Below are 21,899 nucleotides of genomic sequence, written 5' to 3' on the forward strand. Positions count from 1 at the left end.
CCGCTTTTTCTTTTTCTGTAAGCTTGTTAGAATCAGCTATCCATCTTTTTTATCTTATGCCAATGATTAATCCCGAATTTTTGCTCTCGTTTCTCGGTGCCAGTTTTTTGATTGCCGTAGCTCCAGGGCCTTCTAACGCATTTTTAATGGCACAAACCTTTGCCAATGGCAGAGCAGCGGGCCTGCAAAGCGCATTCGGATTTGCACTCGGCGGCGTTGTGCACACCTTTTTTGCCGTCATTGGGTTAACAGCCATATTAAAGGCATCTGCAGTTGCTTATACCACAGTACAATACTTAGGTGCTGCATACCTTTGCTATTTAGGGTTAATGACCTTAAAAAGTACTTTTAACCAGCCTGAACCACATTGCGACGAAAAACCTCATGTCAGTACCAGCAAAAAGCAAAATGTGATGTTTCAAGCCATGATGACCGAAGTACTCAACCCTAAAGTGGCTTTGTTTTTCATTGCCTTTATTCCACAGTTCGTCGATCCGAGCTTATCATCAACGACATTTCAACTCGCATTTTTTGGCCTACTCTACCCACTTTTTGCTTTTCCAATCGACTGCACGTATATTTATTGCGGCGATAAAATTGCCAGTTACTTTCGTGAGCACCCACAAACCCAAATTTGGATTGATAGAATCACGGGGCTGGTCTTTATAGCCTTAGCAATTAACCTACTAATTTAAGAGCACTTATGGAACAAAAACAACAAGCCCTACCTGCCAAGAAAAATATCGCCCTTGTTGCTCACGATGGCAAAAAAGCGGCACTGCAAGCGTGGTGTGAAAAGCATCAAGGTATTTTAAGCAAGCACACACTTTATGGTACAGGTACAACAGGCCATTTAATCGAGCGCACAACAGGGCTTGAAGTCATTAAATTATTAAGTGGTCCAATGGGTGGCGATCAGCAGTTAGGTGCTAAAATTGCTGAACATGAAGTGCATATGTTGGTCTTTTTCTGGGATCCACTCGCATCCCAGCCGCATGATCCAGATGTAAAAGCACTCCTACGTTTAGCCGCCGTGTGGAATATTCCTGTAGCCTGTAATGAAGTCAGTGCCGATATGCTTTTAAGCTCACCCATGATGGAGAGCGAGCTTAATCGAACGCTACCTGATTACGAGAAATACTTAGCAACACGTCAAGTTACGTTGTAGTCTTTATAAATGAGCACATTTAGCGATAAAGCTTATGTGCCCATTTAGTTAAGCCAGCAGTTACACTGCCAAAGTGATCCCCATTGAGCATCTCAATTCCACCTAAATGAGTTTTTAACGCCGCTTTAATTAATGGCGACTGAGCACTGCCTCCAGTTAAATAAATAACGTCAGGTGTTGTACCGGCATCCGCTATAGCTTGTTTAGCTAGCCTTACTATCTGGCTTATAGAGTCATCTACCGCTAAAGATAGATCATTTAACGTCAAGCACTGACTTAACTCTGGGTCTAAAAACCCTAAATCAGTGGTAAATTCGTTACTTGACGATAGTGCAATTTTTGCCGCTTCCCCCTGCTGTACTAATTGGTGACCTTGCTTATTTTGCTGTAAATGAATTAAGCGCTTAAATAACTCAGGCTGTTGCACTTCACGTAGTTGTGTAACAAGCTCTCGATGGTGTGCATCACTGTAAAACAAGCTCTGTAGATTAACGTCATTGATTTTACAGGCTTGCCAAAACGGTTGATTAGGCAACACAAGACCCGATTTAAACTCAGTGCCTAAACCAAGCAACGGCATTAAACCATGAAAGCTCAGCGCGATATCTAAGTCATTACCGCCAACACGCTTTCCGCTGTGAGCTAAAAAATCGTTATCACGACACTCACTTTGTCGAAAGCTCGGCCCCATTTGTACAAATGAACAATCGCTAGTGCCTCCGCCAATATCTACAACCAATACTTTTTGGTCTTCCTGCAATGAAGTTTCATAATCAATCCCTGCCGCTAGCGGCTCATATAAAAACGACACCTCTTTGAATCCAGCACGCTTTGCTGCTCGCTCTAATATGCCGAGCGCTTGTTGATTAGATTCTTCACCACCGACTGATTGAAAGTTTACTGGTCGTCCAATAACCGTTTCTGTTAATGACTCTTGCAGTGATTGCTCGGCGCGCTGTTTAATTTTTAAAATCATCGCCGTTGCAATGTCTTCAAAAAAGTTAATTTGTCCTTGTTTCAAGCCAACCGCGCCAAAAAATGACTTAGGTGACTTTACAAAGTAACCTTCTTCAGGAAATTGCACATATTCACTAATGGCTTCACGACCAATAAATAAGGTCTCATCGCCTGCTTGAATATCTAAGTCGGATTTAACGCGAGGTAAAGTATTAAGGAGCGCTTGACGCTGAGTTCTAAAGTCGTGCTCAAATTGGCTACCAGTTAAATGCTTTGCTACAAAATCAACAACCAACGCGCTGTGATGAGTATAAAGTGTTGAAGGTAAATAGTGTTTGCCCTGCTCAAGTGGCACTAAAGAGACTTGTTGCTCATTATTCATTACACCGATTGCGCAATTTGAGCTACCATAATCAAAGCCTGCAAACATCGTCTTACCTATACATCAATAAAAAGGCCGCGAAATTTACCATAATTACAGCTGTTTTTGAATGTCTAAAGCTTATAAGGCATTTCGCTCACGTAAAAAGCTGGCGAAACGTGGTAGCCCATGTTTGGTAAAACCATGGTATTTGTAGGTAACGGTACTGCCTATTGCCGGAGGAAATTGCCGCTGATGGTCTGAAAACCCCGAGCCGATTTTAAACTCTACGCCTTCAGCGCTACGCACCTTAAGTGCACCTAACATATTCTTATACTTACCTTTTCCCGGCAAATGTGCAATAACAATCGCCTCGGCATCAAGATAGGGTTTAAGCTTTAATAAAGCGTCACTGCGCCCAGAGCGATGCACCGCAGACGCTAAATGTAGCATTACTCCTTCAGCACCATTTGCTATTAAATCATCCATGTACAAGCTAAGCTGATGATTACTTTCGAAGCGTTTTTGTTCTACTGCGACTATGTGTTTAGCGTTTAACTGCGCTACCAATTCTAGATAATTTTTATAACGCTCGCTAAAAGGGATGCTAGAGTCTGGCATATCAAAGACCATATAACTTACATTCTGCCAGTCGTTATCAACGGGAAGCTGTGTTCGAATAATGCCACTCAGGTTAGCGAAGTCTTGGCGTTTACTCCAAAGTTCGCCGTCTAGCCAAGTATTAGGTAAAGGAGCAGTAAACCAAGCAGGCGCATTAATCGTATTTCCTGCTCGGGTTAGAAACTGAGTGCCAGTCCAGATTGCACGTACACCATCGTACTTTTCACTCACGAGGTAATCACTGACAACAACACTATCAGCGTCATATACTTTAGCGAGTTGAACTTTTGGTGTTGCCACAGCGATTGCTGTAAACAGGCTAAAGCACAATAAAGTAACGAGTCTGCGAAATAGAAAGGTCATAAATGCATCCCTGCGATGAATCATTTTCTAAACTATAGCTTACTTTGTACCCATTTTAGAAGTTCTTTTAGATTCTCGAACTTTCCTGCCGCTTTACTAAAGTCATGCTCTAATGTGAAGTGATTTGGTACAGCAAACACAGGCACGTTTGCGCTACTTGCAGCGCTTACACCAGTGAATGTATCTTCAACTGCAATTGCTTCATCTGCCTTAATCTGTAAGGTATCAAGAGCGAGTTGATATGGATCGCCTGCAGGCTTGGGGTTTATCACATCATCTTTCGTGACCACACAATCAAACCAATCAAAAATGCCATAGCCTTTTAAAATAGGATACGCTTCATCTTTAGCACTGCCCGTTACTAACGCCATTTTTAAACCGCTCGCTTTAATTTCTTCTAAGACTTCTTTTGCGTAAGGCATAAACGCTGGCAAATTCGAGCTCACTAAGCGACCAAATGCAGCATACTTATCATTTGTTAATTGTTCAGGGCTAATCGTTAGCTGGTATTTTTCAACCACTTCTTTTGCGGCTTCAAGAGTCGGTCTGCCTGAAAAGCGTTGGCAAAATGTGGCCTCATCATATTGCACGCCAAAAGGCGCGAGTAAATCATTCCAAATATTAAAATGCACACTTTCAGAATCAACCAGCGTGCCATCCATATCAAATAATACTGCTTTTAAAGTCATCCTCATTCCTTCAAAGTTAAAGTAAAAAGGTGCCATTGGCACCTTTAATTAATTCAGCGTGATTATTCAGTTAAGCCCGCAGGTGGCTCAGCAAAGGCGTCTTCGCCTGTTTCTACGTCGACTAACTCGTAGCCACGTTGCTTTCTAACCACTTTTAAAACTGGCTTAGAAAACGCCGTTTTTAAACGATCAGCGTCAGCTTCTAGCTCTTCAACTGTATTGCCAAAAGGCGCTGCTCCAGTTTCTGACCAGTTAGTCACTTTACCATTTAAGTTATATTCAACTTCATGAATTTGATATTGTGCCGCTTCATCTTTTGTTGCTTCACAAAAAATCACACGGTAGTTCCAAAATCCAGCCATAGGTATTCTCTTTCTCTTAAATTAATCCTGCCACTTTAGCAGTTACCAACGCGATTATAAACGAAAAAACCCGCTATACAGCGGGTTTTAATAGGACTTATTATTTCAGCTTAGAAGAAGCTTACTTTGAACTCAGCACCGATGTAACGCTCTTCGTTCACCATTGCTGTGTTGTTATTGAAGTCGATAGCACCAATTGATTGTTGCTCGTCAAACATGTTACGAACGAATGCTGATACTTCATATTCGTTGTCGCCTTCAGCCCAAGCATAACCTGCACGTAAACCAACTTCTGTTAATGGCTTGCCTTCAAACTCAACTGACTCGTATAAGAAGTAGTTGATTTCGCTACGGTAAGACACGTCAGCGTAAGTGAAGAATTCACCGTCAGCAACTTCACGGCTATAACGTAATGTGACGTTAGATATCCACTCAGGTGCGTGTGGTAGGCTGTTACCATCTAAGATAGCACGGTCTTCAGGACCAAATGCACCAGGTACTTGGAATGTTGGATCTGTCACAGTACATTGTGCACAAACAGCAACGGCTAAATCTTTATCTTTAAGCTCAGTGTTGTTGTAGCTTAAGTTAAACGTCGCATTTAGGTTATCAGTTAATACCCATTCAGTGTCTAACTCAAAACCATAACCAGTTGTCTTATCTGCATTAACTAGACGGTTGAAGTTTGCACCACCACCCACTGCTGTTAATTGTTGGTCATCCATTGTGTAGTAGAACACAGTCGCATTTACACGACCACGGCCGTCAAGTACGTCTGATTTAATACCTGTTTCGAAAGATGTTACAGTTTCAGACTCAGCAACAGTTACTTCATCACCGAATAAGATACGACCTTGAATACTTGGGGCACGGAAGCTATTAGCGACACGCGCGTACCAGTTTACGTTGTCGTTGATCTTGTAGTTAGCAGATAAATCCCAGCTAATGTGATCGTCACTTGGGTTTTCTGTTAAGAATAACGCACCACCACCAACAGGGCTTAAAGTACGGTTCGCTGAGAATTCTTTTTCGTCATCAGAGTAACGAAGACCCGCTGTTACTTTTAAGTCATCAGTGATTGTGTAATCTAATGAACCGAATACCGCCCATGCTTTGGTATCTTGCTGCTGGATAACATAACCGTTTAACTCACCCGGTGTTGCACCATATGTGTCGTAGCTGAAGTTTTCGATTGTTAGCGCTTCGTCAAAGTAGAACACACCTACTTGGAAGTTTACGTCGCCAGCATAGTTGCTTGATAAACGAAGTTCTTGCGTGTATTGGTCTTGATCTGGAATACCGTCAGCACTTTCAGAAGTGAACGGAATAAAACCTGGGCCCATAGGTGCTGTTGGGTCGTCTGCATTAAAGAAACCGTAACCACCGTCGATGTCAGCGCGTGAATAGATTTCAGCACTTTCCCATGCAGAGATTGACGTAAGTGTTAAATCGTTGATGTCCCACTCAAGCTTTAAGCTTGCGCCTTGTGATTCAACTTGCTGTGTAGCACGTGAAGCTGCATCGTGGAAAACCACATCGTGTTCAAAGCCGTCTACTAAATCGTTTGTACCTGCTTTGATTGCGTTACCACGGAATGCAATTGGCTTACCGTCCATATCACGCGTGTGGTAGTTGAATAAACCTGTGAAATCATCACCTTCATATAAGAATTGAACACGAGCCGCTTTCTCAGTGTAACCACCTAGTACGTCGTCTTGCTCAAACCCTGGTGCGCGATTATCAATATAATCGTCTTTTTCTTGCCAAAGTACAGAAACACGTGTTGATAAACGGTCTGTTAGGCCACCGCCAACGGCACCTTCAAAATCAACTGCGCCACGGCTACCGTAAGATACTGAACCATAGCCTTCAAATTCTTGTGATGGTTTAACTGTATCAAATTTAACAAGGCCAGCCGGCGTGTTACGACCGAATAATGTACCTTGTGGGCCACGTAAAACTTCTACGCGTGCAACGTCAAATACAGGGAAACCTTTTAAGATTGCGTTTTCTTGAACGACTTCATCAACCACTAAAGAAACCGGTTGAGAAGCATTCAAATCAAAGTCTGTGTTACCTAGACCACGAACATAAAAGCGTGGGAATGAACGACCAAACGAAGATTCGATTGATAAACTTGGGATTTTCGCATTCATAAAGCGAATATCCATACCAGCTGAGCTGTAAGCATCTAAGTTATCACCTTGCAGCGCAGATACTGCAACAGGTACTTCCTGAGCATTTTCTACACGCTTACGAGCAGTGATTTGGATAACTTCTAGTTGGTTGTTTTTTGCTGCTGGTGCTTCGTCTGCAGCAAGAGTTGAAAATGAAGTACCTGCTACGGCAGAGAACAACGTTGCATTGATTAGGGTTGCTAACGTAGATCTTTTCATTGCTTTCATGTCGGGTTTTAACCTTTTTTATGCACTCTTATTCAACGGTGATGATGTTGCGTCAAATCATTTGACGGGCTCGGCCAATTTTTCGCGCCTTATAATAAGCTGCGCGGACCTCTAAATCGAGAGTGCAAAACGAGGTAAAGAGGCTGAACGAACGCTGACGATTATAACACTTTATGACACTTTTACTGCATTAAAAATTATAAATATACAATTTTTTTACAACAATTAGCGGCAACATCAAAGCATTTAGAAGAAATTATGCAACTATTTTACACTTTAGCGGACATATGTCCTGTTCAATATACAGCAACAATGTGTAGAGAATGTGTAAAACTGAGAACTACTTTCATTTGTGATAATTTTCATTACGACCCCACTACACGAGCAAATTCTGGCTTGGCTAATTCACAATTATGTTCATTCAGCAAACCTAAAATCGCCATATTTAACTCTTCAATTATTTCCATATAAAACGCAAAATCGACTGTCTCTACATAGCTTAGTACATCGATTTGTAAAGCCCAAGGCGTAAAACCTTTAAATCGCACTCGACAAGGCTCATCGACAATATGTTCATGCTCTTTCAGTAGTACACGAACAGACGCCATAAAAGCATGTAAGTTTTGCTGCTCTGTTTTCGCGCTGAGCATTAACTTAGGTCGATATGAAATGCGTTCTCGCTCAGAAATATTTTCAAGCTGCATATCCACAAACTTAGCATTCGCTACATAAATAACCGAGCGATCAAGTGTGCGTATACGTGTTGCCCTTAGGCCTATCTCTTCAATTGTTCCGAGGTGATTGTCAAACTTACACAAATTACCAATTCGTACAGGTGCTGATGTATAAAGCGTGATTGCTGCAATGATATTTTCAACCGTTTTTTGTGCAGCAAGTGCGATAGCAAGCCCACCGATACCCAGACCAGCAAGTAAGGTCGTCGCGTTAAAGCCCAAATTCTCAAACCAGACAAATAACATAATAATCACGATACTGGTTTTTATGACGTTACTCACAGGCCTTAGCAAGAAAACAGCATGAGGTTTATCTTGGCGGATAAAGCGCTGGCTCAAGCGATGTTTCGCAATATCAACAATACGTATAAACACCCAAGTCCATGCTAAAAGCAAAACCGTGGCGCCATGAATTACGGCCAAAAAAGCAATGGTTACATTAGATTCATCACTTAACGAACGCGACATTATTACTGCTATTAATAAACAGATTGGTCCATTGATAAAACTAACAATGTCTTGCTGTATGGGAAACTTTAAATATACTAAAACAAAAGAAAGAAGCCGTGTTAACACAATTGCGACAAGTACAAAGAAAACAAAAGAACATGCAAAGTAGACCCATTGCCACAGCATTACACCTAAAAACTCAAAACTTGGTAAAGACTGATATAGCCACTCTCCTATGCGGTTATACCCATACTCTTCAATTAATAAGGGTATTTTGCTCACTGTCGCATTGGAAATTTTCCAAATCGTTTGCGTTCCTTCTTTATTAGGAACACGCTGTAATAAGATTTGCACTTTTCCTTGAGAAGTGGAAATTTCACCAACAAGATCGCGATAACTTGGTACCGCTTCATTTTTTTTGCCGTCAGGATTATTACTCAGGTTATCAATATCAACCCATAAAGTTCTATCTAAAATTAAAGATAGATTTTCAGCCAGTTTCATCTGACCAATGGCAGCAACATCTTGCGGTAAGTTACGATAATCGAGGTAGTGACTAGCTAATTCAAAGTCGCGTGACCGTGCAGCTGTTAAAAAGCCATACATTGTATTTCGCGGAGTAATTCGATTAAATTCATCGAAAAATGAAGTTTCATCGGTTTGCAGACTAGTAAGTGAGCTCCCTACCTCTGCACTGGTCACTTCTTTTTCTTCATCAGCCTTTTCTTTATCATCTTTATCAATAAGTGACTTTACAGTGACCTCTGGAGTACTTATAGCGTATGCCTTACCCCCTACTCCAGCCAAACAGATAACCAATAGGTAACACGTGACGCACAAAAAAGTAGTGGCTAAATTTTTCACTCTCTCATCCTTGTAGCAAGATAATAAATGGACTCAAATTCATAATATTAGATTAGAGCATGCTTTTTTAACTGTACAAATATTAATTAAATTCCTTTGCTTTAAGTAGCTTAAATGTTAGATCTATTAAAACGTGTTAGCCCCTCTAACCTAGGCAAAGGAACTTTTTATGCATATTTCAAATTCGTTGATTCCACATTGGTCATCACTATTTATTCATGGCGTGATTGCGATAATCTTCGGGCTTTGTGGCTGGCTTGCACCCGAGGCATCACTTGCTGTGTTGATGTTTATTTTTGCTGCTTATTTCTTTGTAGATGGCGCAATTCGCGCATGGCTAGCTTTTGCTTCTAAAAAAGACAATCCATTATGGTGGATGCTACTTATTGGCGGTCTTATCTCGATTGCTGCGGCATTAGTCACTTTGTTTGCGCCCAATGTCACCGCTATTTTAATGTTATATTTTATTGCTGCATGGGCTATCGCAATGGGGGTAATTGAAATCATTATCGCCAGTAAGCTTCGCAAAGAAATCAGTAATGAGTGGATTTTAATTGCCAGTGGTGTCATATCCATCATTTTTGGTGCTTACTTAATGTTTAACCCTGGAGCAGGTATCCTAACCTTACTTTGGTTAGTAGCTACTTACGCCATTGTGTTTGGCACTATGATGGTACTGCTCGCATTTAAGCTTAAAAAACTAAATGAACAAGCGTAAAAAAAGCGGCTAAGCCGCTTTTTTACTTTTGTGCACTTCGACGTTTTAAGGCAATTTCGCCATCGATATGAATATCGCGCTGCGGGAATGAGATGGTAACATCGTGCTCAGCAAACACTTTATATATACTGAAACGTAACTCACTTCGTACCTGTCGAAGAGGTGCTTCTGACTCCGCACATACCCAAAAGATAGCACTAAACGTTAATGAACTATCTGCAAAGTCATCAAATAAGACTGATGAGGCGGGTGTTTTTAAGATAGCCGGATGCTCATCTAAAATTTGCTTAATCAACTTTTCAACCAATACCACATCTGAACCATAAGCAACACCAACATTAACGGATGAGCGCGCATTACGATCAATCAGAGTCCAGTTAGTTACGGTATTTTCAAGCAGTTGGCTATTAGGTACTAACATATGCACACCATCATTACGACGAATGCGTGTAGAGCGTGTGTTAATTGTTTCAACAACCCCTTTTGCCGTCCCTACTTCTAGAAAGTCACCAATACGTATTGGTCGCTCCCACATGAGTATCCAACCACTAATAAAGTTATTAATAATGTTTTGTGCACCAAAACCGACGCCGATAGCAATTGCACCAGAGACAAAAGCAAACGCTGTTAATGGAATATTGAGTACCTCAAGTGAGGTAAACACAAGCACCGCTATCGTAACGACAAGATATATACGGGTGAATAAATGAACAGCATCAGGACCTAGATTTTTTGCAAGTAATGCTTTTTTAATTAATCGACCAATCCACGTGACCACAAACCACATTAAAAAAAGCACCAAAGGCACTTGAATAATTTTTAGCACAGTAATTTGCACATCGTTATACGTAAACAATACAAACGATAATGCAGATTGCAGATCAGCAAGGGTCATAAATTAACATTCCTAGTAAAAAAATGAATTTGGTTCAGTTGTGACTAAGTTTAACACGGCATAATAAGTGAAAACTTGGTAAATACTAAGTTCTTTATGCACGAAAAGCGCTAATTATTAACTATTATTGAACATAGATGCTATATAAATAGTGAGAACTATGAATAGCATGAGGAGAGCACAATGTCACAAATGACACTTACACAGAAGCTAGCAACACTTCAGCCAATGGTTGATTTAAACTTATTTGAGTCGAGCCTAGATTACAGAAATCGTATTTTAAACTTACTTGCAGAACAAGAAAACACGTTAGCACTGATCAACAAAGAATTCGGAAATACGATGCCTGGAAATTTTGGCTCTGAGAAAAAGTTTGTTCTGGGTTATAATTGATTCATGCATAACCATCGATGTATAAATCACACCAATTTATCTCATTATTACTTTACTAAATATTAAAGCCGTCTCATTTATAGTAAGACGGCTTTTTTGTGCACTTTTACCACGTTACTTCCTTTTTTGCGCTCAACCATCCTAATAAACCGATAGATTTAATTGTTTCTGGTCTAAAATTTGGTAACTTAAAAAAGCTCTCATCATTGGTGTAATCCCTCATATTTGGAAAATACCAAGCACATTTTTATATTGGAGTTCTCATGCATAAGACCCTAATAGCAACAACGATTGCTAGTGCACTTTTACTTTCAGCTTGTAGTTCACAGCAAGCTGACACACAAACTCAAATTGACACTGCTGCTGAAACACAAACAGCTAATGTTACCAACGTTCTTTTCAAGCCAAGCCCTTTACAATACATGGCTCCTGAGTTTGATAAAATTTCAACCAAAGACTACGAGCCAGCATTTGAAGCGGGTATTGCACAGCAAAAAGCTGAAATTGCAAAGATTGCAAACAACCCTGAGCCTGCAACATTTGAAAATACCCTTGTTGCAATGGAACTATCTGGTGAGCTACTAGACCGCACTTCTGCGGCATTTTTTAATTTATCAGGTTTGATCTCTAACAGTGAGTATCAACGTATCGCCGCTAAAATGGCGCCTATTATGTCTGCTCATACTGATGATATTTACCTAAACAAAGCCTTATTCGCTCGTGTGCAAAGTATCTACGACGACAAATCATCTTTAAATGCTGAAGATCAACGCCTTGTCGATTTTTACTATAAAAAGTTTGTTAACGCGGGTGCAAAACTTAACGAAACTGAAAAAGCAAAAATGCGTGAAATCAACGCAGAACTTGCCAAACTTTCAACAGAGTTTTCACAAAATATCTTAAAATCATTCAAAGAAGATGTGATTTTAGTAACAGATAAAAGCGAGCTGGCTGGTTTGTCTGAAAGTGAAATTGCAAACCTTGCGGCTGCGGCACAAAAAGCTGGTAAAGAAGGTTATATGATCACGCTTGTCAACACGACTCGCCAACCTATCTTACAAAGCCTTGAAAACCGCAAGCTACGTGAAAAAGTGTGGACCACTTCTGCAACTCGCGCACAAGCAACTAATGGCCCAATCATCATTAAAGAGACTAAGCTACGCGCAGAAAAAGCAGCATTGCTGGGTTACAAAGACTGGGCTTCGTATGTGATGACAACACGTATGGCGCAAACAACAGAAAACGTTTACGGCATTCTTGATGACTTAGCACCAAAAGCGGTTGCCAAAGCAGAAGCTGAAGCAGAACAAATCCAGCAAGTAATTAAAAAGTCTGGCAAAAACTTTGCTCTGCAACCGTGGGATTGGGCATTCTATGCTGAAAAAGTACGTCAGGAAAAATACGACTTAGACCCTGCATTAGTTAAGCCTTACTTTGAAATGCAATCAGTGATCCACGACGGCCTATTCTTTGCGATGAATAAACTGTACGGCATTACCTTTAAAGAGCGTACAGACTTACCTGTTTATCATGAAGACGTAATGGTATTTGAAGTATTTAACGAAGATGGCAGCGCTATCGGCCTATTCTACATGGACCCTTACGCACGTGAAGGCAAACGCGGCGGTGCATGGATGAGCTCTTATGTCAGCCAAAGCGGTCTAAAAGACACCATGCCGGTAATCTACAATGCACAAAACATTCCTAAACCAGCTGACGGCCAACCTACACTCATGACCTTCTCTGAAGTAACAACCATGTTCCATGAGTTTGGTCACGCTGTACATGGTTTATTCTCTGACGTTAAATACCCAAGTTTAGCAGGTACAGCAACTGCTCGTGACTTTGTTGAATTCCCTTCACAAGCAAATGAAGACTGGAACATCGAACCGACCGTACTGGCAAACTATGCCAAGCATTACAAAACAGGTGAGCCAATTCCAAAAGCATTACTTGCAAAAGTACTTGAATCACAAAAATTCAACCAAGGTTTTGATACAACAGAGTATTTAGCCGCGGCACTGCTTGATATGGAATGGCATTCATTTGGTGTTGATGCTGATATTACAGATGTGCAAAAGTTTGAACATGATGCGTTAAACAAGCACGGTATTGCCTACTACCCGGTACCACCTCGTTATAAGTCTTGCTACTTCAGCCACACATTCGCCGGTGGTTACTCAGCAGGTTATTATGCGTACCTTTGGACTGAAGTATTCGCAGCAGATGCGTTTGCACACATGACAGAAGAAGGTGGCTTAACCCGTGAAAATGGTGATAACTTCCGTAAAGAAGTTTTATCAAAAGGTAACAGCCGCGATTTAATGCAAAGCTACATTGAATTCCGTGGTCAAAAACCAACAACAGACGCACTATTAAAGCGCCGTGGTTTAGTTGAGTAATCTAAAATTATTCGCAAAATGATGAAAGCCCGCAATTATTGCGGGCTTTTTGTTATAGTGCAATTTTAGAATCAATTACTATAAAACATGACCTACTTATTTGCTGTTACCCTGCTTTGGGCCTTTTCGTTTAGTCTTATTGGTGTTTATTTAGCAGGACAAGTCGATGCATGGTTCAGTGTGTTAATGCGTATTGGCTTAGCCACCTGCGTATTTTTACCTTTTCTGCACTGGCGTAAAACCCCTAAAGCTTTAGCACTTAAACTGATGGCAATAGGTGCGGTGCAGCTGGGTGTAATGTACAGCTTTTATTACCATTCGTTTTTGTACCTCAGTGTGCCTGAAGTGCTGTTATTCACGGTTATGACACCGCTTTACATCACCTTATTAAACGATATTCTTGAAAAACGCTTCAATGCTAAATTCTTGCTTGCCGCCATGCTGGCCATCGTGGGAGCAGTCGCTATTCGTTACGAAGGCATTGATGAAAACTACCTGTTTGGAATGCTACTTGTGCAGGCTGCCAATATTTGCTTTGCAACAGGACAAGTGACCTATAAACGATTAATGCAACACGAACACATTGCGCATTCTCGTGTGTTCGCATGGTTTTTCATTGGTGCACTCATCGTTGCATTAGTTTGCTATGGTTTATTTGGTGATACCAGTAAGCTCCCTACCACAACCACACAATGGGGTGTCCTGATTTACCTTGGAACAATTGCCTCTGGACTTGGTTATTTTGCATGGAATAAAGGCGCGACTATTGTCAACGTGGGTGCGCTCGCAGTGATGAATAACTTACTAATCCCTGCGGGGATTATCGTCAATATTGTTATTTGGAACCGTGATGCCGACATTCTCAGATTAAGTATTGGCGCAGCCGTTATACTGTTAGCTTTGATAGTGAACCAAGCTATTGTGAAAAAATAAATTAAGCTTACTGTCGTTTTATTGTCATTAATGATGATTAAGGTGATGCACTCATTTATTTTAAAAGGATACGAAAATAGTGAAATACATACCCTTACTGACTAGTTGCTTATTCATAAGCGTTCTTGCTGGTTGTGATGATGATGTAGAAGTTGTCGAAAAAGAAGTTGTTGTCACAAATACTGATGTTCAAGTTGTTGAAGTTCCAACCCCCATTGTCGTAGAAGTGGCGCAAGGCACCAATATTCAGCTTGGCACTCGCCCAGACTACCTCATTGATGACATGGCAGACAGTACACTAAAAACAAAACTAGAATCGTGTAAAGAAGGCCCCTTTTACCGTACTGATTTTTCAATCGGTCATCGAGGAGCGCCTATGCAATACCCTGAGCACACTAAGGAGTCTTATATCGCTGCGGCTCGCATGGGGGCTGGCATTGTCGAGTGTGATGTCACGTTTACAAACGATAAAGAATTAGTATGTCGCCATTCTCAGTGTGACTTACATACCACCACAAATATTTTAGCTATTCCAGAATTAGCTGCAAAATGCAGTGAACCTTTTACTCCAGCAGATCCTAACAGTGGTACGCCTGCTTCTGCTAAATGTTGTACTAGCGATATTAGCCTCGCAGAGTTTTTAACCCTTGAAGGCAAAATGGATGGTGCAAACCCCAACGCAACTAATGTAGCTGACTATATGAAAGGAACGCCTAGTTGGCGAACTGATTTATATGCAAATACAGGCACCCTAATGACACATAAACAAAGTATCGCCTTGTTTAAAGAGTTAGGCGTAAAAATGACTCCTGAACTTAAGTCGCCAGCTGTTAGCATGCCTTTTGATGGTATGAGCCAAGAGCAGTACGCACAAAAAATGCTAGATGAGTACATACAAATGGATGTGCCCGCGAATCATGTTTTTCCACAGTCATTTAACTTAGATGATGTAAAATATTGGATAAATAACAATCCTGACTTTGCAGCTCAAAGTGTTTACTTGGATGGCCGTGATAGTGATGCAGGCTTTGACCCTAATAATCCTGACACTTGGCAACCCAGTATGGCTGCACTTTACAGTGACGGTGTTAAGATTATTGCACCACCAATCTGGATGCTATTAACCATCGATAACGACAGTAACATAGTGCCTTCACAATACGCAGTCGATGCCAAAGCGGCGGGCCTTAAAATCATAGCGTGGAGCTTTGAACGCTCAGGCCCGTTAAATAATGGTGGCGGCTATTATTATCAATCGGTTGCCGATGTTATTGATAACGATGGCGATATGATGACCGTGCTTGATGTATTAGCCAAAGATGTTGGTGTTATAGGTATCTTCTCTGATTGGCCTGCAACGGTTAGTTATTACGCAAGTTGTAATAACATGCCTGCCAGTATTTAAAAGTTTTACGGCTACAGTCGTTTATTTTATCGTGCTCGGTTAACATAGAGTTTTATTTAGCCGAGCATTTTATGATCATTCAACACCATAGCCACGATATAGCCACCCCAACAGGGCCAATGCGCACCAGTGTTTATCGCCCAGTAGATGAAGGGAAGTTCCCTTGCATTATTTTCTATTCAGAGATTTTTCAAGAAACTGCGCCAATCGCACGCTCTGCTGCAATACTGGCAGGTCATGGTTTTGTGGTATTAGTGCCCGAAGTGTTTCATGAGTTAAACCCTATCGGTACTGTACTTGCCTACGATGATGCGGGTAAGGATAAAGGCAATGCCGACAAGTGGGCAAAACCACTTGAGAGCCACGATACCGATACTGAAGCCTTAATTGCATTTGCACGCACTCAAGATTACTGCACAGGCCACATCGGTGCGATGGGTGTCTGTATTGGTGGTCACCTTGCATATCGCGCAGCGTTAAACTCTAATATTAAAGCTGCATTTTGTTTATATGCAACAGATATACACAGCGATACCTTAGTGGCGCAAGCAGGTAATAACTCATTTGAGCGCATGGCTGATATCAAAGGTGAGATTCACTTTGTCTGGGGTAAGCAAGACCCACATGTACCAAAAGAAGGCCGCCTTAAAATTTACCAACAAGCGGTGGCAACAGGAATTAATTACCAGTGGCAAGAAGTTAATGCCCAACACGCCTTTATGCGCGATGAAGGCGACCGTTACGACCCTGCCCTTGCAATCACCATGTATCAACAAGCCGTTGCTTTATTTAATCGAACGCTTGTTTAAATCGCTAGCGTTGCCACTTGATTAGCGAAATAGTCCTTTAGGTAATCAAGTAAAACACGCAATTTTTTGCTTCCCGCCGCCCCCGGCGGGAACACACCATAAAGCTCAATATCCGCGGTTTTGTAATCTTCTAATACTGTTCGCAACAAACCGGCCTTAATCTTAGGAAGCGCATCATAAACAGGGATTTTAGCTAAACCATGTCCCGCTTCAACAAAAGCTGTACGTGCTGCGGCATTGTTAGTACTAATGCCACCACTAACAGCTATATCAAAGCGGCGTTTGTCTTTTTCAAGTGTTACAGTCGCACTGCTTGGCTGGTACACGACCCAAGTATGCACTACTAAATCAGCAATGCTCTTTGGTATGGGATGTTTTGTAAAGTAATCAACTGAACCACATAAACATGTAGCCATACTTGCCAGCTTAGTCGCTTGCAAGTTTGAACTCTCAAGCGCAACCCCTCGAATAGCCAAATCATAGCCTTCTTTGATAATATCAACCACATCATCACTCAGTTGTAAGTCTATATCGATTTTAGGATACAAACGTTTAAACTGAGCCAGAGCAGGCACCACAAGTTGCAAGCCTACATTCACCGGACAACTCAGTTTAATTACCCCAACGGGTTCACTTTTTAAGCTTTCAAGATGCAGGTTAGCTGCCTCAGCATGCTCTGTAATGGCCTGACAGCGTTCGTAATAAGCCATACCCGCTTCTGTTAGCGTCATAGTGCGAGTTGAACGGTTTAATAAAGTGAGCTGCAATTGTTGCTCTAGCTTTTTTAAGTGATAACTCACCACAGCTCGCGACAAGCCTAGTTGTTGAGCCGCTTTGGTTAAACTACCTTGCTGCACAATATGGGCAAACACCACCATGCTTTTTAATTGCTCGAACGATACTTTCATATGGATTCCTAATATGATCTGAATAATTGTATCAATTATTAAACCAATGAAGTCAAGTTTATCTGCGTTGTTTAACTAAGTTTTCATCCCTATAGTGTTATCAACGATGTTTAATACACAAAAAAGGGTTCACTATGTCAGCTAAGAAAATTTTAATGGTACTTACTTCACACGATGAATTAGGTGATACCGGTCATAAAACAGGTTTTTGGGTAGAAGAGTTTGCAGCCCCCTACTACGCCTTTGTTGATGCTGGTGCAGATGTAACCCTTGCATCAGTAAAAGGCGGCCAACCTCCAGTCGATCCAAATAGCGCGGCACCTGACGCTGCCACAGATGCAACCAAACGCTTTGAAGAAGACAGCGCAGCAAAAACCTTAATGGCAAACACTAAACCATTGAGCGAGATTAATGCAGAGGAATTTGACGCAGTATTTTACCCAGGCGGCCATGGTCCATTATGGGACTTAGTTGATAACCAGGATTCTATTAGTTTGATTGAACAATTTTTAAATTCAAACAAGCCTGTTGGCGCGGTATGTCATGCAAGTGCTGTCTTACTCAATGCGAAAAATGCAGCAGGTAAATCAGTCGTATTTGATAAAAAAGTTACTGGCTTTAGTAACTCTGAAGAAGATGCCGTACAGCTTACCAATGTGGTACCGCTGCTCGTAGAAGATGAGCTAATCAAACAAGGCGGTCACTATCAAAAAACCGATGACTGGGGCGTACTTGCCATTGAAGACGGTTTATTAATCACAGGGCAAAACCCTGCAAGTTCAGAACTTGCAGCAAAAAAACTACTGACCAAATTAGGTTAAAAATCACAATTCATTACTCAGTAAACACCTTGTGCATCAGGGTGTTTACCTTCACTATTAATAAGTTATACTGATTCGGTCGAATTGATTTAAGAGCCTTCAACCATGACTGAAAAATCAGCTGCTAAACTTCCCCCTATCAGTAGCAAACGGTTTGCTATTTTGGGCATCATGTTACTTTGTGTGGTGCTGCAAATTGCCAACTCACTCCCCGGTGTAAACCTTAACGGTTTTGGCATATTACCTCGTCAAATATCTGGTGTGTCAGGCGTGTTCTTTGCCCCATTTTTACATGGCGGTTGGGCGCATTTGGTCAGTAATTTAGTGCCTTTTGCTATTCTTGCGTGGCTGGTATGCCAATACAGCGTAAAACGTTTTTGGCTAGTGTTTACTGGCACTGCACTGCTTGGTGGACTACTCGTTTGGTTATTCGGCCGCAGTAATATTCATGTAGGTTTGAGTGGCGTAATTTATGGTTTATGGGGTTATCTAATCTGCTATGGCATCATGCACCGCTCATTCAAAGCAATTTTAATCAGCATTGCCGTCGTTGTACTTTACAGCGGCTTAATTTGGGGTGTATTTCCGCAGCGTATTCATATCTCTTTCGAGAGCCATTTATTTGGTGCCATAAGTGGTGCTTTTATGGGTTACCTGATGGCAAAGCGTGATAAAAAATACAATAACCTATGATTAAAAAGCGCTTTCGCTTTGAAAAAGGTCGGCAACTTTCGGGCTACGACAAAATGCTATTATACCAATTCGCTTAATTAAGTGATCTATTTTGAGGCAATAAAACCTCGTTGATAGCAAGGCAAAAATTTCGTTATTTAGTTGTGCTCGGCAATTGCTCCTGCATTGCTCTACCTTCTGCATCCATGCAGTCGTAAATCAGAAATTTTTAACGCAGATAGCGACAGGTTTAATCCCTCAAAATGATTAAGTATTATTGCGGATTGGTATTATGTACAGTCTGATGGCCAATTAAATTTGATGTTCATATATTACGCTTCCCTGAAGGAAGCAAAGTGCCTGCGCACACTGATAAGGTAACGGCGGGTAAACACTTTCGGCTTAACATTGTGCTCAAAAAAGCGCGAACTGGTGGGAGTTTATTTGTGCATAACCAATTTACGAAAGTGCTCGCATCAAATTATTTCGGCCCGATATCTGTGAACATCAAGTCACTAAAGTCATTTCTGGTAACCGATATCTACTTAGTATTGGCTGGATCAAAAACAATTAACTCCTAAGTACCATGGTGATCATCACAACACCATGGTCGGTACTTTGGTCATCATAAGCAAACTGTGGGTTGATCAAGTGCTGATCATAGGTGTGATAATCAACGACTTCAAAAAAACTGCTTTGAAACCCTGCATCAAATTCCCTGGAAAGCAAAATATAGTCAAACACTGAACTACTACTGCCAAAGTAATGGGTTGCTTCTCTGTCACTTTTGGTCACTACATGACGCTGATAAAGCTGCCAACTATCCTGTAAGGTAAAATGTGAGCGATACACACTGTTTTGTCGATTTCCTGTGAGGTGTAAATGCTCGGCAATTAAATGATTGAGTACACCGTCATGCAACTCATTATTAAAATCCCCCATAACAATAACAGGGTTATTAGTTTGCGCTCTGCGATTGATGACTTCTATCAATAATAGTGCAGCTTCACTGCCACGCTGTATGCTTGATGCCCAGCGCCCTGCTATCTGCTCTTTTAACTGCTTAAGTAAGTTTTGTTGCTCAGTGCTGGTGTCATCGTATTCGTTATCAATCATGCTACGCTTTGATTTAAAGTGCAGTACATAGCAATCAACAACGCCAATATGTGGCACATCTATCGTAGCGCGAATAATATCGCGACTAAAACGAAACCCTTTAAGCCCCATTTGCGCTGCGTAATCTGTATCATACTCCACCTTGGCAACAGCCACTATTTTAAAGCGTGAAGCAATCGCAACAACAGGATCACGATAAATAAACTCATCAATAACAGTGGGTTCATCAACGACAGCAAAGTAAGGATAACCTTGTTCGTTTACTTGCTGTTTTAGAGCATCAATACTAAACACTTCTTGGAAACCAATGATATCAGGCTGTTGGTTTTCAAGATAATCAGCTAACCAGCGCTGTTTTTTTGCCCATTGCTGTGCACTATAAATACGCTGAAAATCATAAAATGCATTCGGTGGCGCTAAATAATTATAAAGGTTAAATGTCGCCACCTTTATTTGGTTATGCTTTATCACAGGCCACCTTATTCATGTAACCATTCACGTGCAATGTTCGCATCCTCAAAATACTTCACTTCACCACTGGTAAACCAATTACCCACCTTGCTAGCCACTTGTTGCCATTTCGTATTTCCTAATAAAGCAATGCGGCAAAACTCCTTGTTATGCTTAAGCCCCAACTTTAAGTCATCCCAAGCTGCTTGAAGCTCCCATCCCTCTAACTCTGTAATATCAACATAGGCTCTAATTTTTGCGTGAGGGACTGACGCTAGCGCATTTTCAATTAAGGGAGTGAGTTTTGTATAGTCATCATGAGTGAGTTTTCCAACGACTTTAAAAGTTAAATAAAATGTACTGCCAACGCGCTCTAAGCCAATCATTAAACCGTGTTTTTTCATACCATCCTCCTTAATATTTATAATTTGATTACTCTACTTCCCTTGCTCACGTTGATCAACTAGGATGGTAGTCTCGTAGTGACATTCACAAAAGCACAAATAAAGGAGTTTCAATGAGTAATAACGACAGTTATACGCCGCCTAAAGTGTGGCAGTGGGATGCCGAAAATGGTGGCGAATGGGCTAAGACAAATCGCCCAATTTCAGGTGCTACCCACCAGCAAGATCTACCTGTGGGTGAGCATGCATTACAACTCTATTCACTTGCTACACCAAACGGTCAAAAAGTCACTATTATGCTTGAAGAGCTACTTGAGCTTGGTATCGATGACGCTGACTATGATGCGTTTTTGATCAAAATTGCTGATGGTGACCAATTCTCGTCGGGTTTTGTTAGCGTAAACCCTAACTCAAAGATCCCCGCATTGATGGATCACAGCACCAAGCCTGTTACCCGTGTTTTTGAATCGGGTGCGATTTTACAGTACTTGGCCGAAAAATTTGATGCACTTATTCCAAGCGACCACACAAGTAAAACCGAGTGTCGCAACTGGCTATTTTGGCAAATGGGTTCTGCACCCTATTTAGGTGGTGGTTTTGGCCACTTTTATAGTTATGCACCGTTTAAAATGCAGTATCCAATAGACCGCTTTACTATGGAAGTTAAACGCCAACTCGACGTACTCAACCGCCATTTAAGCGATCATGACTACATGGCAGGCAGTGAGTATTCAATTGCTGACATTGCGATTTGGCCTTGGTACGGAAGCCTTGTACTTGGCTATTTATATGACGCAGCAGAGTTTTTAGATGTTGAGTCTTATACCCATGTTGTACGCTGGGCAAAACAAGTTGAACGCCGCCCTGCAGTGCAACGTGGTCGCCGTGTTAACCGTACATGGGGTGATGAAGCAGAGCAACTTGCCGAGCGACACAGCAAAAACGACTTTTAACTATCGGGCTGCCATGCAGCCCATTGCGACAACCAACCCTCTCATT

At 41.4% G+C, this 21,899-nt stretch carries 21 protein-coding genes and 1 pseudogene; 12 read left to right on the forward strand and 10 right to left on the reverse strand.

The window, feature by feature from the left end:
- The first annotated feature begins 62 nt into the window (after positions 1-62).
- Positions 63-695 carry a LysE family translocator gene (locus tag L3V38_RS11565; protein ID WP_237119484.1) on the forward strand — a complete coding sequence of 211 codons (633 nt, stop codon included), beginning with the start codon at positions 63-65 and terminating at the stop codon, positions 693-695.
- 8 nt (positions 696-703) lie between these two features.
- On the forward strand, positions 704-1,168 hold the full coding sequence (locus L3V38_RS11570) for a methylglyoxal synthase (RefSeq protein WP_062570485.1): 465 nt from the start codon (positions 704-706) through the stop codon (positions 1,166-1,168).
- 19 nt (positions 1,169-1,187) lie between these two features.
- Here L3V38_RS11570 and yegD read toward each other — a convergent pair whose 3' ends face one another.
- From yegD to L3V38_RS11600, 6 genes are all read right to left on the reverse strand, one after another.
- Entirely contained in the window at positions 1,188-2,555 is a 1,368-nt protein-coding gene (gene yegD, locus L3V38_RS11575; RefSeq protein ID WP_237119485.1) for a molecular chaperone, read from the reverse strand.
- Between the two features lie 72 nt (positions 2,556-2,627).
- Positions 2,628-3,470, reverse strand: coding sequence for a DNA ligase (locus L3V38_RS11580; RefSeq protein ID WP_237119486.1), 843 nt, complete (start codon positions 3,468-3,470; stop codon positions 2,628-2,630).
- 32 nt (positions 3,471-3,502) lie between these two features.
- Positions 3,503-4,159 carry an HAD family phosphatase gene (locus L3V38_RS11585; protein WP_237119487.1) on the reverse strand — a complete coding sequence of 219 codons (657 nt, stop codon included), beginning with the start codon at positions 4,157-4,159 and terminating at the stop codon, positions 3,503-3,505.
- A 62-nt stretch (positions 4,160-4,221) separates the two neighbouring features.
- Positions 4,222-4,521 carry a hypothetical protein gene (locus L3V38_RS11590; protein WP_062570481.1) on the reverse strand — a complete coding sequence of 100 codons (300 nt, stop codon included), beginning with the start codon at positions 4,519-4,521 and terminating at the stop codon, positions 4,222-4,224.
- 110 nt (positions 4,522-4,631) lie between these two features.
- Positions 4,632-6,926, reverse strand: coding sequence for a TonB-dependent receptor (locus L3V38_RS11595; protein ID WP_130151217.1), 2,295 nt, complete (start codon positions 6,924-6,926; stop codon positions 4,632-4,634).
- A gap of 365 nt (positions 6,927-7,291) precedes the next feature.
- Positions 7,292-8,974, reverse strand: coding sequence for a mechanosensitive ion channel domain-containing protein (locus tag L3V38_RS11600; RefSeq protein ID WP_237119488.1), 1,683 nt, complete (start codon positions 8,972-8,974; stop codon positions 7,292-7,294).
- A 169-nt stretch (positions 8,975-9,143) separates the two neighbouring features.
- Here L3V38_RS11600 and L3V38_RS11605 point away from each other — a divergent pair, with 169 nt between their 5' ends.
- Positions 9,144-9,692 carry an HdeD family acid-resistance protein gene (locus tag L3V38_RS11605; RefSeq protein WP_130151215.1) on the forward strand — a complete coding sequence of 183 codons (549 nt, stop codon included), beginning with the start codon at positions 9,144-9,146 and terminating at the stop codon, positions 9,690-9,692.
- Positions 9,693-9,714: 22 nt separating this feature from the next.
- Here the strand turns inward: L3V38_RS11605 and L3V38_RS11610 are convergent, their stop codons facing one another.
- Positions 9,715-10,587: a mechanosensitive ion channel domain-containing protein gene (locus L3V38_RS11610; protein WP_237119489.1), complete on the reverse strand. Its 873-nt coding sequence runs from the start codon at positions 10,585-10,587 to the stop codon at positions 9,715-9,717.
- Positions 10,588-10,770: 183 nt separating this feature from the next.
- Here L3V38_RS11610 and L3V38_RS11615 point away from each other — a divergent pair, with 183 nt between their 5' ends.
- The 5 genes from L3V38_RS11615 to L3V38_RS11635 all read left to right on the forward strand — a co-directional run bounded on the left by L3V38_RS11615 (position 10,771) and on the right by L3V38_RS11635 (position 16,529).
- The gene (locus L3V38_RS11615) at positions 10,771-10,980 is read left to right on the forward strand and encodes a hypothetical protein (protein ID WP_130151213.1); all 210 of its coding nucleotides are present in this window, start codon (positions 10,771-10,773) and stop codon (positions 10,978-10,980) included.
- 263 nt (positions 10,981-11,243) lie between these two features.
- Positions 11,244-13,382: a M3 family metallopeptidase gene (locus L3V38_RS11620; RefSeq protein ID WP_237119490.1), complete on the forward strand. Its 2,139-nt coding sequence runs from the start codon at positions 11,244-11,246 to the stop codon at positions 13,380-13,382.
- Positions 13,383-13,469: 87 nt separating this feature from the next.
- Complete coding sequence (locus tag L3V38_RS11625; protein ID WP_130151211.1) at positions 13,470-14,315, forward strand: carboxylate/amino acid/amine transporter; 846 nt, start codon at positions 13,470-13,472, stop codon at positions 14,313-14,315.
- A 79-nt stretch (positions 14,316-14,394) separates the two neighbouring features.
- Positions 14,395-15,720, forward strand: a complete 1,326-nt coding sequence (locus tag L3V38_RS11630) for a glycerophosphodiester phosphodiesterase family protein (RefSeq protein WP_237119491.1) — start codon at positions 14,395-14,397, stop codon at positions 15,718-15,720.
- Between the two features lie 71 nt (positions 15,721-15,791).
- Positions 15,792-16,529 carry a dienelactone hydrolase family protein gene (locus L3V38_RS11635; protein ID WP_237119492.1) on the forward strand — a complete coding sequence of 246 codons (738 nt, stop codon included), beginning with the start codon at positions 15,792-15,794 and terminating at the stop codon, positions 16,527-16,529.
- On the opposite strand, the gene L3V38_RS11640 is transcribed toward L3V38_RS11635, so the two are convergent.
- Complete coding sequence (locus L3V38_RS11640; protein ID WP_237119493.1) at positions 16,526-17,437, reverse strand: LysR family transcriptional regulator; 912 nt, start codon at positions 17,435-17,437, stop codon at positions 16,526-16,528. The two genes, L3V38_RS11635 and L3V38_RS11640, sit on opposite strands and share 4 nt — an antisense overlap.
- 134 nt (positions 17,438-17,571) lie before the next feature.
- Between L3V38_RS11640 and L3V38_RS11645 the strand changes: the two genes are divergently transcribed.
- From L3V38_RS11645 to L3V38_RS11655, 3 genes and pseudogenes are all read left to right on the forward strand, one after another.
- Complete coding sequence (locus tag L3V38_RS11645) at positions 17,572-18,258, forward strand: type 1 glutamine amidotransferase domain-containing protein (RefSeq protein ID WP_193988546.1); 687 nt, start codon at positions 17,572-17,574, stop codon at positions 18,256-18,258.
- A gap of 105 nt (positions 18,259-18,363) precedes the next feature.
- Complete coding sequence (locus L3V38_RS11650; RefSeq protein ID WP_237119494.1) at positions 18,364-18,951, forward strand: rhomboid family intramembrane serine protease; 588 nt, start codon at positions 18,364-18,366, stop codon at positions 18,949-18,951.
- Between the two features lie 242 nt (positions 18,952-19,193).
- Positions 19,194-19,504 (forward strand): annotated as a pseudogene (locus L3V38_RS11655) (2OG-Fe(II) oxygenase).
- Here the strand turns inward: L3V38_RS11655 and L3V38_RS11660 are convergent.
- Both L3V38_RS11660 and L3V38_RS11665 read right to left on the reverse strand, forming a co-directional pair.
- Positions 19,501-20,517: an endonuclease/exonuclease/phosphatase family protein gene (locus L3V38_RS11660; RefSeq protein ID WP_237119495.1), complete on the reverse strand. Its 1,017-nt coding sequence runs from the start codon at positions 20,515-20,517 to the stop codon at positions 19,501-19,503. The pseudogene L3V38_RS11655 and the gene L3V38_RS11660 overlap by 4 nt on opposite strands.
- An 8-nt stretch (positions 20,518-20,525) precedes the next feature.
- Positions 20,526-20,900 carry an STAS/SEC14 domain-containing protein gene (locus L3V38_RS11665; RefSeq protein WP_237119496.1) on the reverse strand — a complete coding sequence of 125 codons (375 nt, stop codon included), beginning with the start codon at positions 20,898-20,900 and terminating at the stop codon, positions 20,526-20,528.
- A gap of 113 nt (positions 20,901-21,013) precedes the next feature.
- On the opposite strand from L3V38_RS11665, the gene yghU reads away from it, so the two are divergent.
- A complete protein-coding gene (gene yghU / locus L3V38_RS11670; protein ID WP_130151203.1) occupies positions 21,014-21,853 on the forward strand; it encodes a glutathione-dependent disulfide-bond oxidoreductase in 840 nt (279 codons plus the stop codon).
- Positions 21,854-21,899 lie beyond the last annotated feature (46 nt).

This window comes from Pseudoalteromonas sp. L1 (assembly GCF_021728095.1).
In the GTDB taxonomy this organism is placed as follows: Bacteria; Pseudomonadota; Gammaproteobacteria; order Enterobacterales; family Alteromonadaceae; genus Pseudoalteromonas.

Bases quoted from the DNA above. Each gene is read 5' to 3' on its own strand.
- L3V38_RS11580 (WP_237119486.1), bottom strand. From the start codon at position 3,470: ATGACCTTTCTATTTCGCAGACTCGTTACTTTATTGTGCTTTAGCCTG.
- L3V38_RS11640 (WP_237119493.1), bottom strand. From the start codon at position 17,437: ATGAAAGTATCGTTCGAGCAATTAAAAAGCATGGTGGTGTTTGCCCAT.
- L3V38_RS11565 (WP_237119484.1), top strand. From the start codon at position 63: ATGATTAATCCCGAATTTTTGCTCTCGTTTCTCGGTGCCAGTTTTTTG.
- yghU (WP_130151203.1), top strand. From the start codon at position 21,014: ATGAGTAATAACGACAGTTATACGCCGCCTAAAGTGTGGCAGTGGGAT.
- L3V38_RS11625 (WP_130151211.1), top strand. From the start codon at position 13,470: ATGACCTACTTATTTGCTGTTACCCTGCTTTGGGCCTTTTCGTTTAGT.
- L3V38_RS11585 (WP_237119487.1), bottom strand. From the start codon at position 4,159: ATGACTTTAAAAGCAGTATTATTTGATATGGATGGCACGCTGGTTGAT.
- L3V38_RS11615 (WP_130151213.1), top strand. From the start codon at position 10,771: ATGTCACAAATGACACTTACACAGAAGCTAGCAACACTTCAGCCAATG.
- L3V38_RS11645 (WP_193988546.1), top strand. From the start codon at position 17,572: ATGTCAGCTAAGAAAATTTTAATGGTACTTACTTCACACGATGAATTA.
- L3V38_RS11570 (WP_062570485.1), top strand. From the start codon at position 704: ATGGAACAAAAACAACAAGCCCTACCTGCCAAGAAAAATATCGCCCTT.
- L3V38_RS11605 (WP_130151215.1), top strand. From the start codon at position 9,144: ATGCATATTTCAAATTCGTTGATTCCACATTGGTCATCACTATTTATT.
- L3V38_RS11610 (WP_237119489.1), bottom strand. From the start codon at position 10,587: ATGACCCTTGCTGATCTGCAATCTGCATTATCGTTTGTATTGTTTACG.
- L3V38_RS11590 (WP_062570481.1), bottom strand. From the start codon at position 4,521: ATGGCTGGATTTTGGAACTACCGTGTGATTTTTTGTGAAGCAACAAAA.
- L3V38_RS11620 (WP_237119490.1), top strand. From the start codon at position 11,244: ATGCATAAGACCCTAATAGCAACAACGATTGCTAGTGCACTTTTACTT.
- L3V38_RS11635 (WP_237119492.1), top strand. From the start codon at position 15,792: ATGATCATTCAACACCATAGCCACGATATAGCCACCCCAACAGGGCCA.
- L3V38_RS11650 (WP_237119494.1), top strand. From the start codon at position 18,364: ATGACTGAAAAATCAGCTGCTAAACTTCCCCCTATCAGTAGCAAACGG.
- L3V38_RS11665 (WP_237119496.1), bottom strand. From the start codon at position 20,900: ATGAAAAAACACGGTTTAATGATTGGCTTAGAGCGCGTTGGCAGTACA.
- yegD (WP_237119485.1), bottom strand. From the start codon at position 2,555: ATGTTTGCAGGCTTTGATTATGGTAGCTCAAATTGCGCAATCGGTGTA.
- L3V38_RS11595 (WP_130151217.1), bottom strand. From the start codon at position 6,926: ATGAAAGCAATGAAAAGATCTACGTTAGCAACCCTAATCAATGCAACG.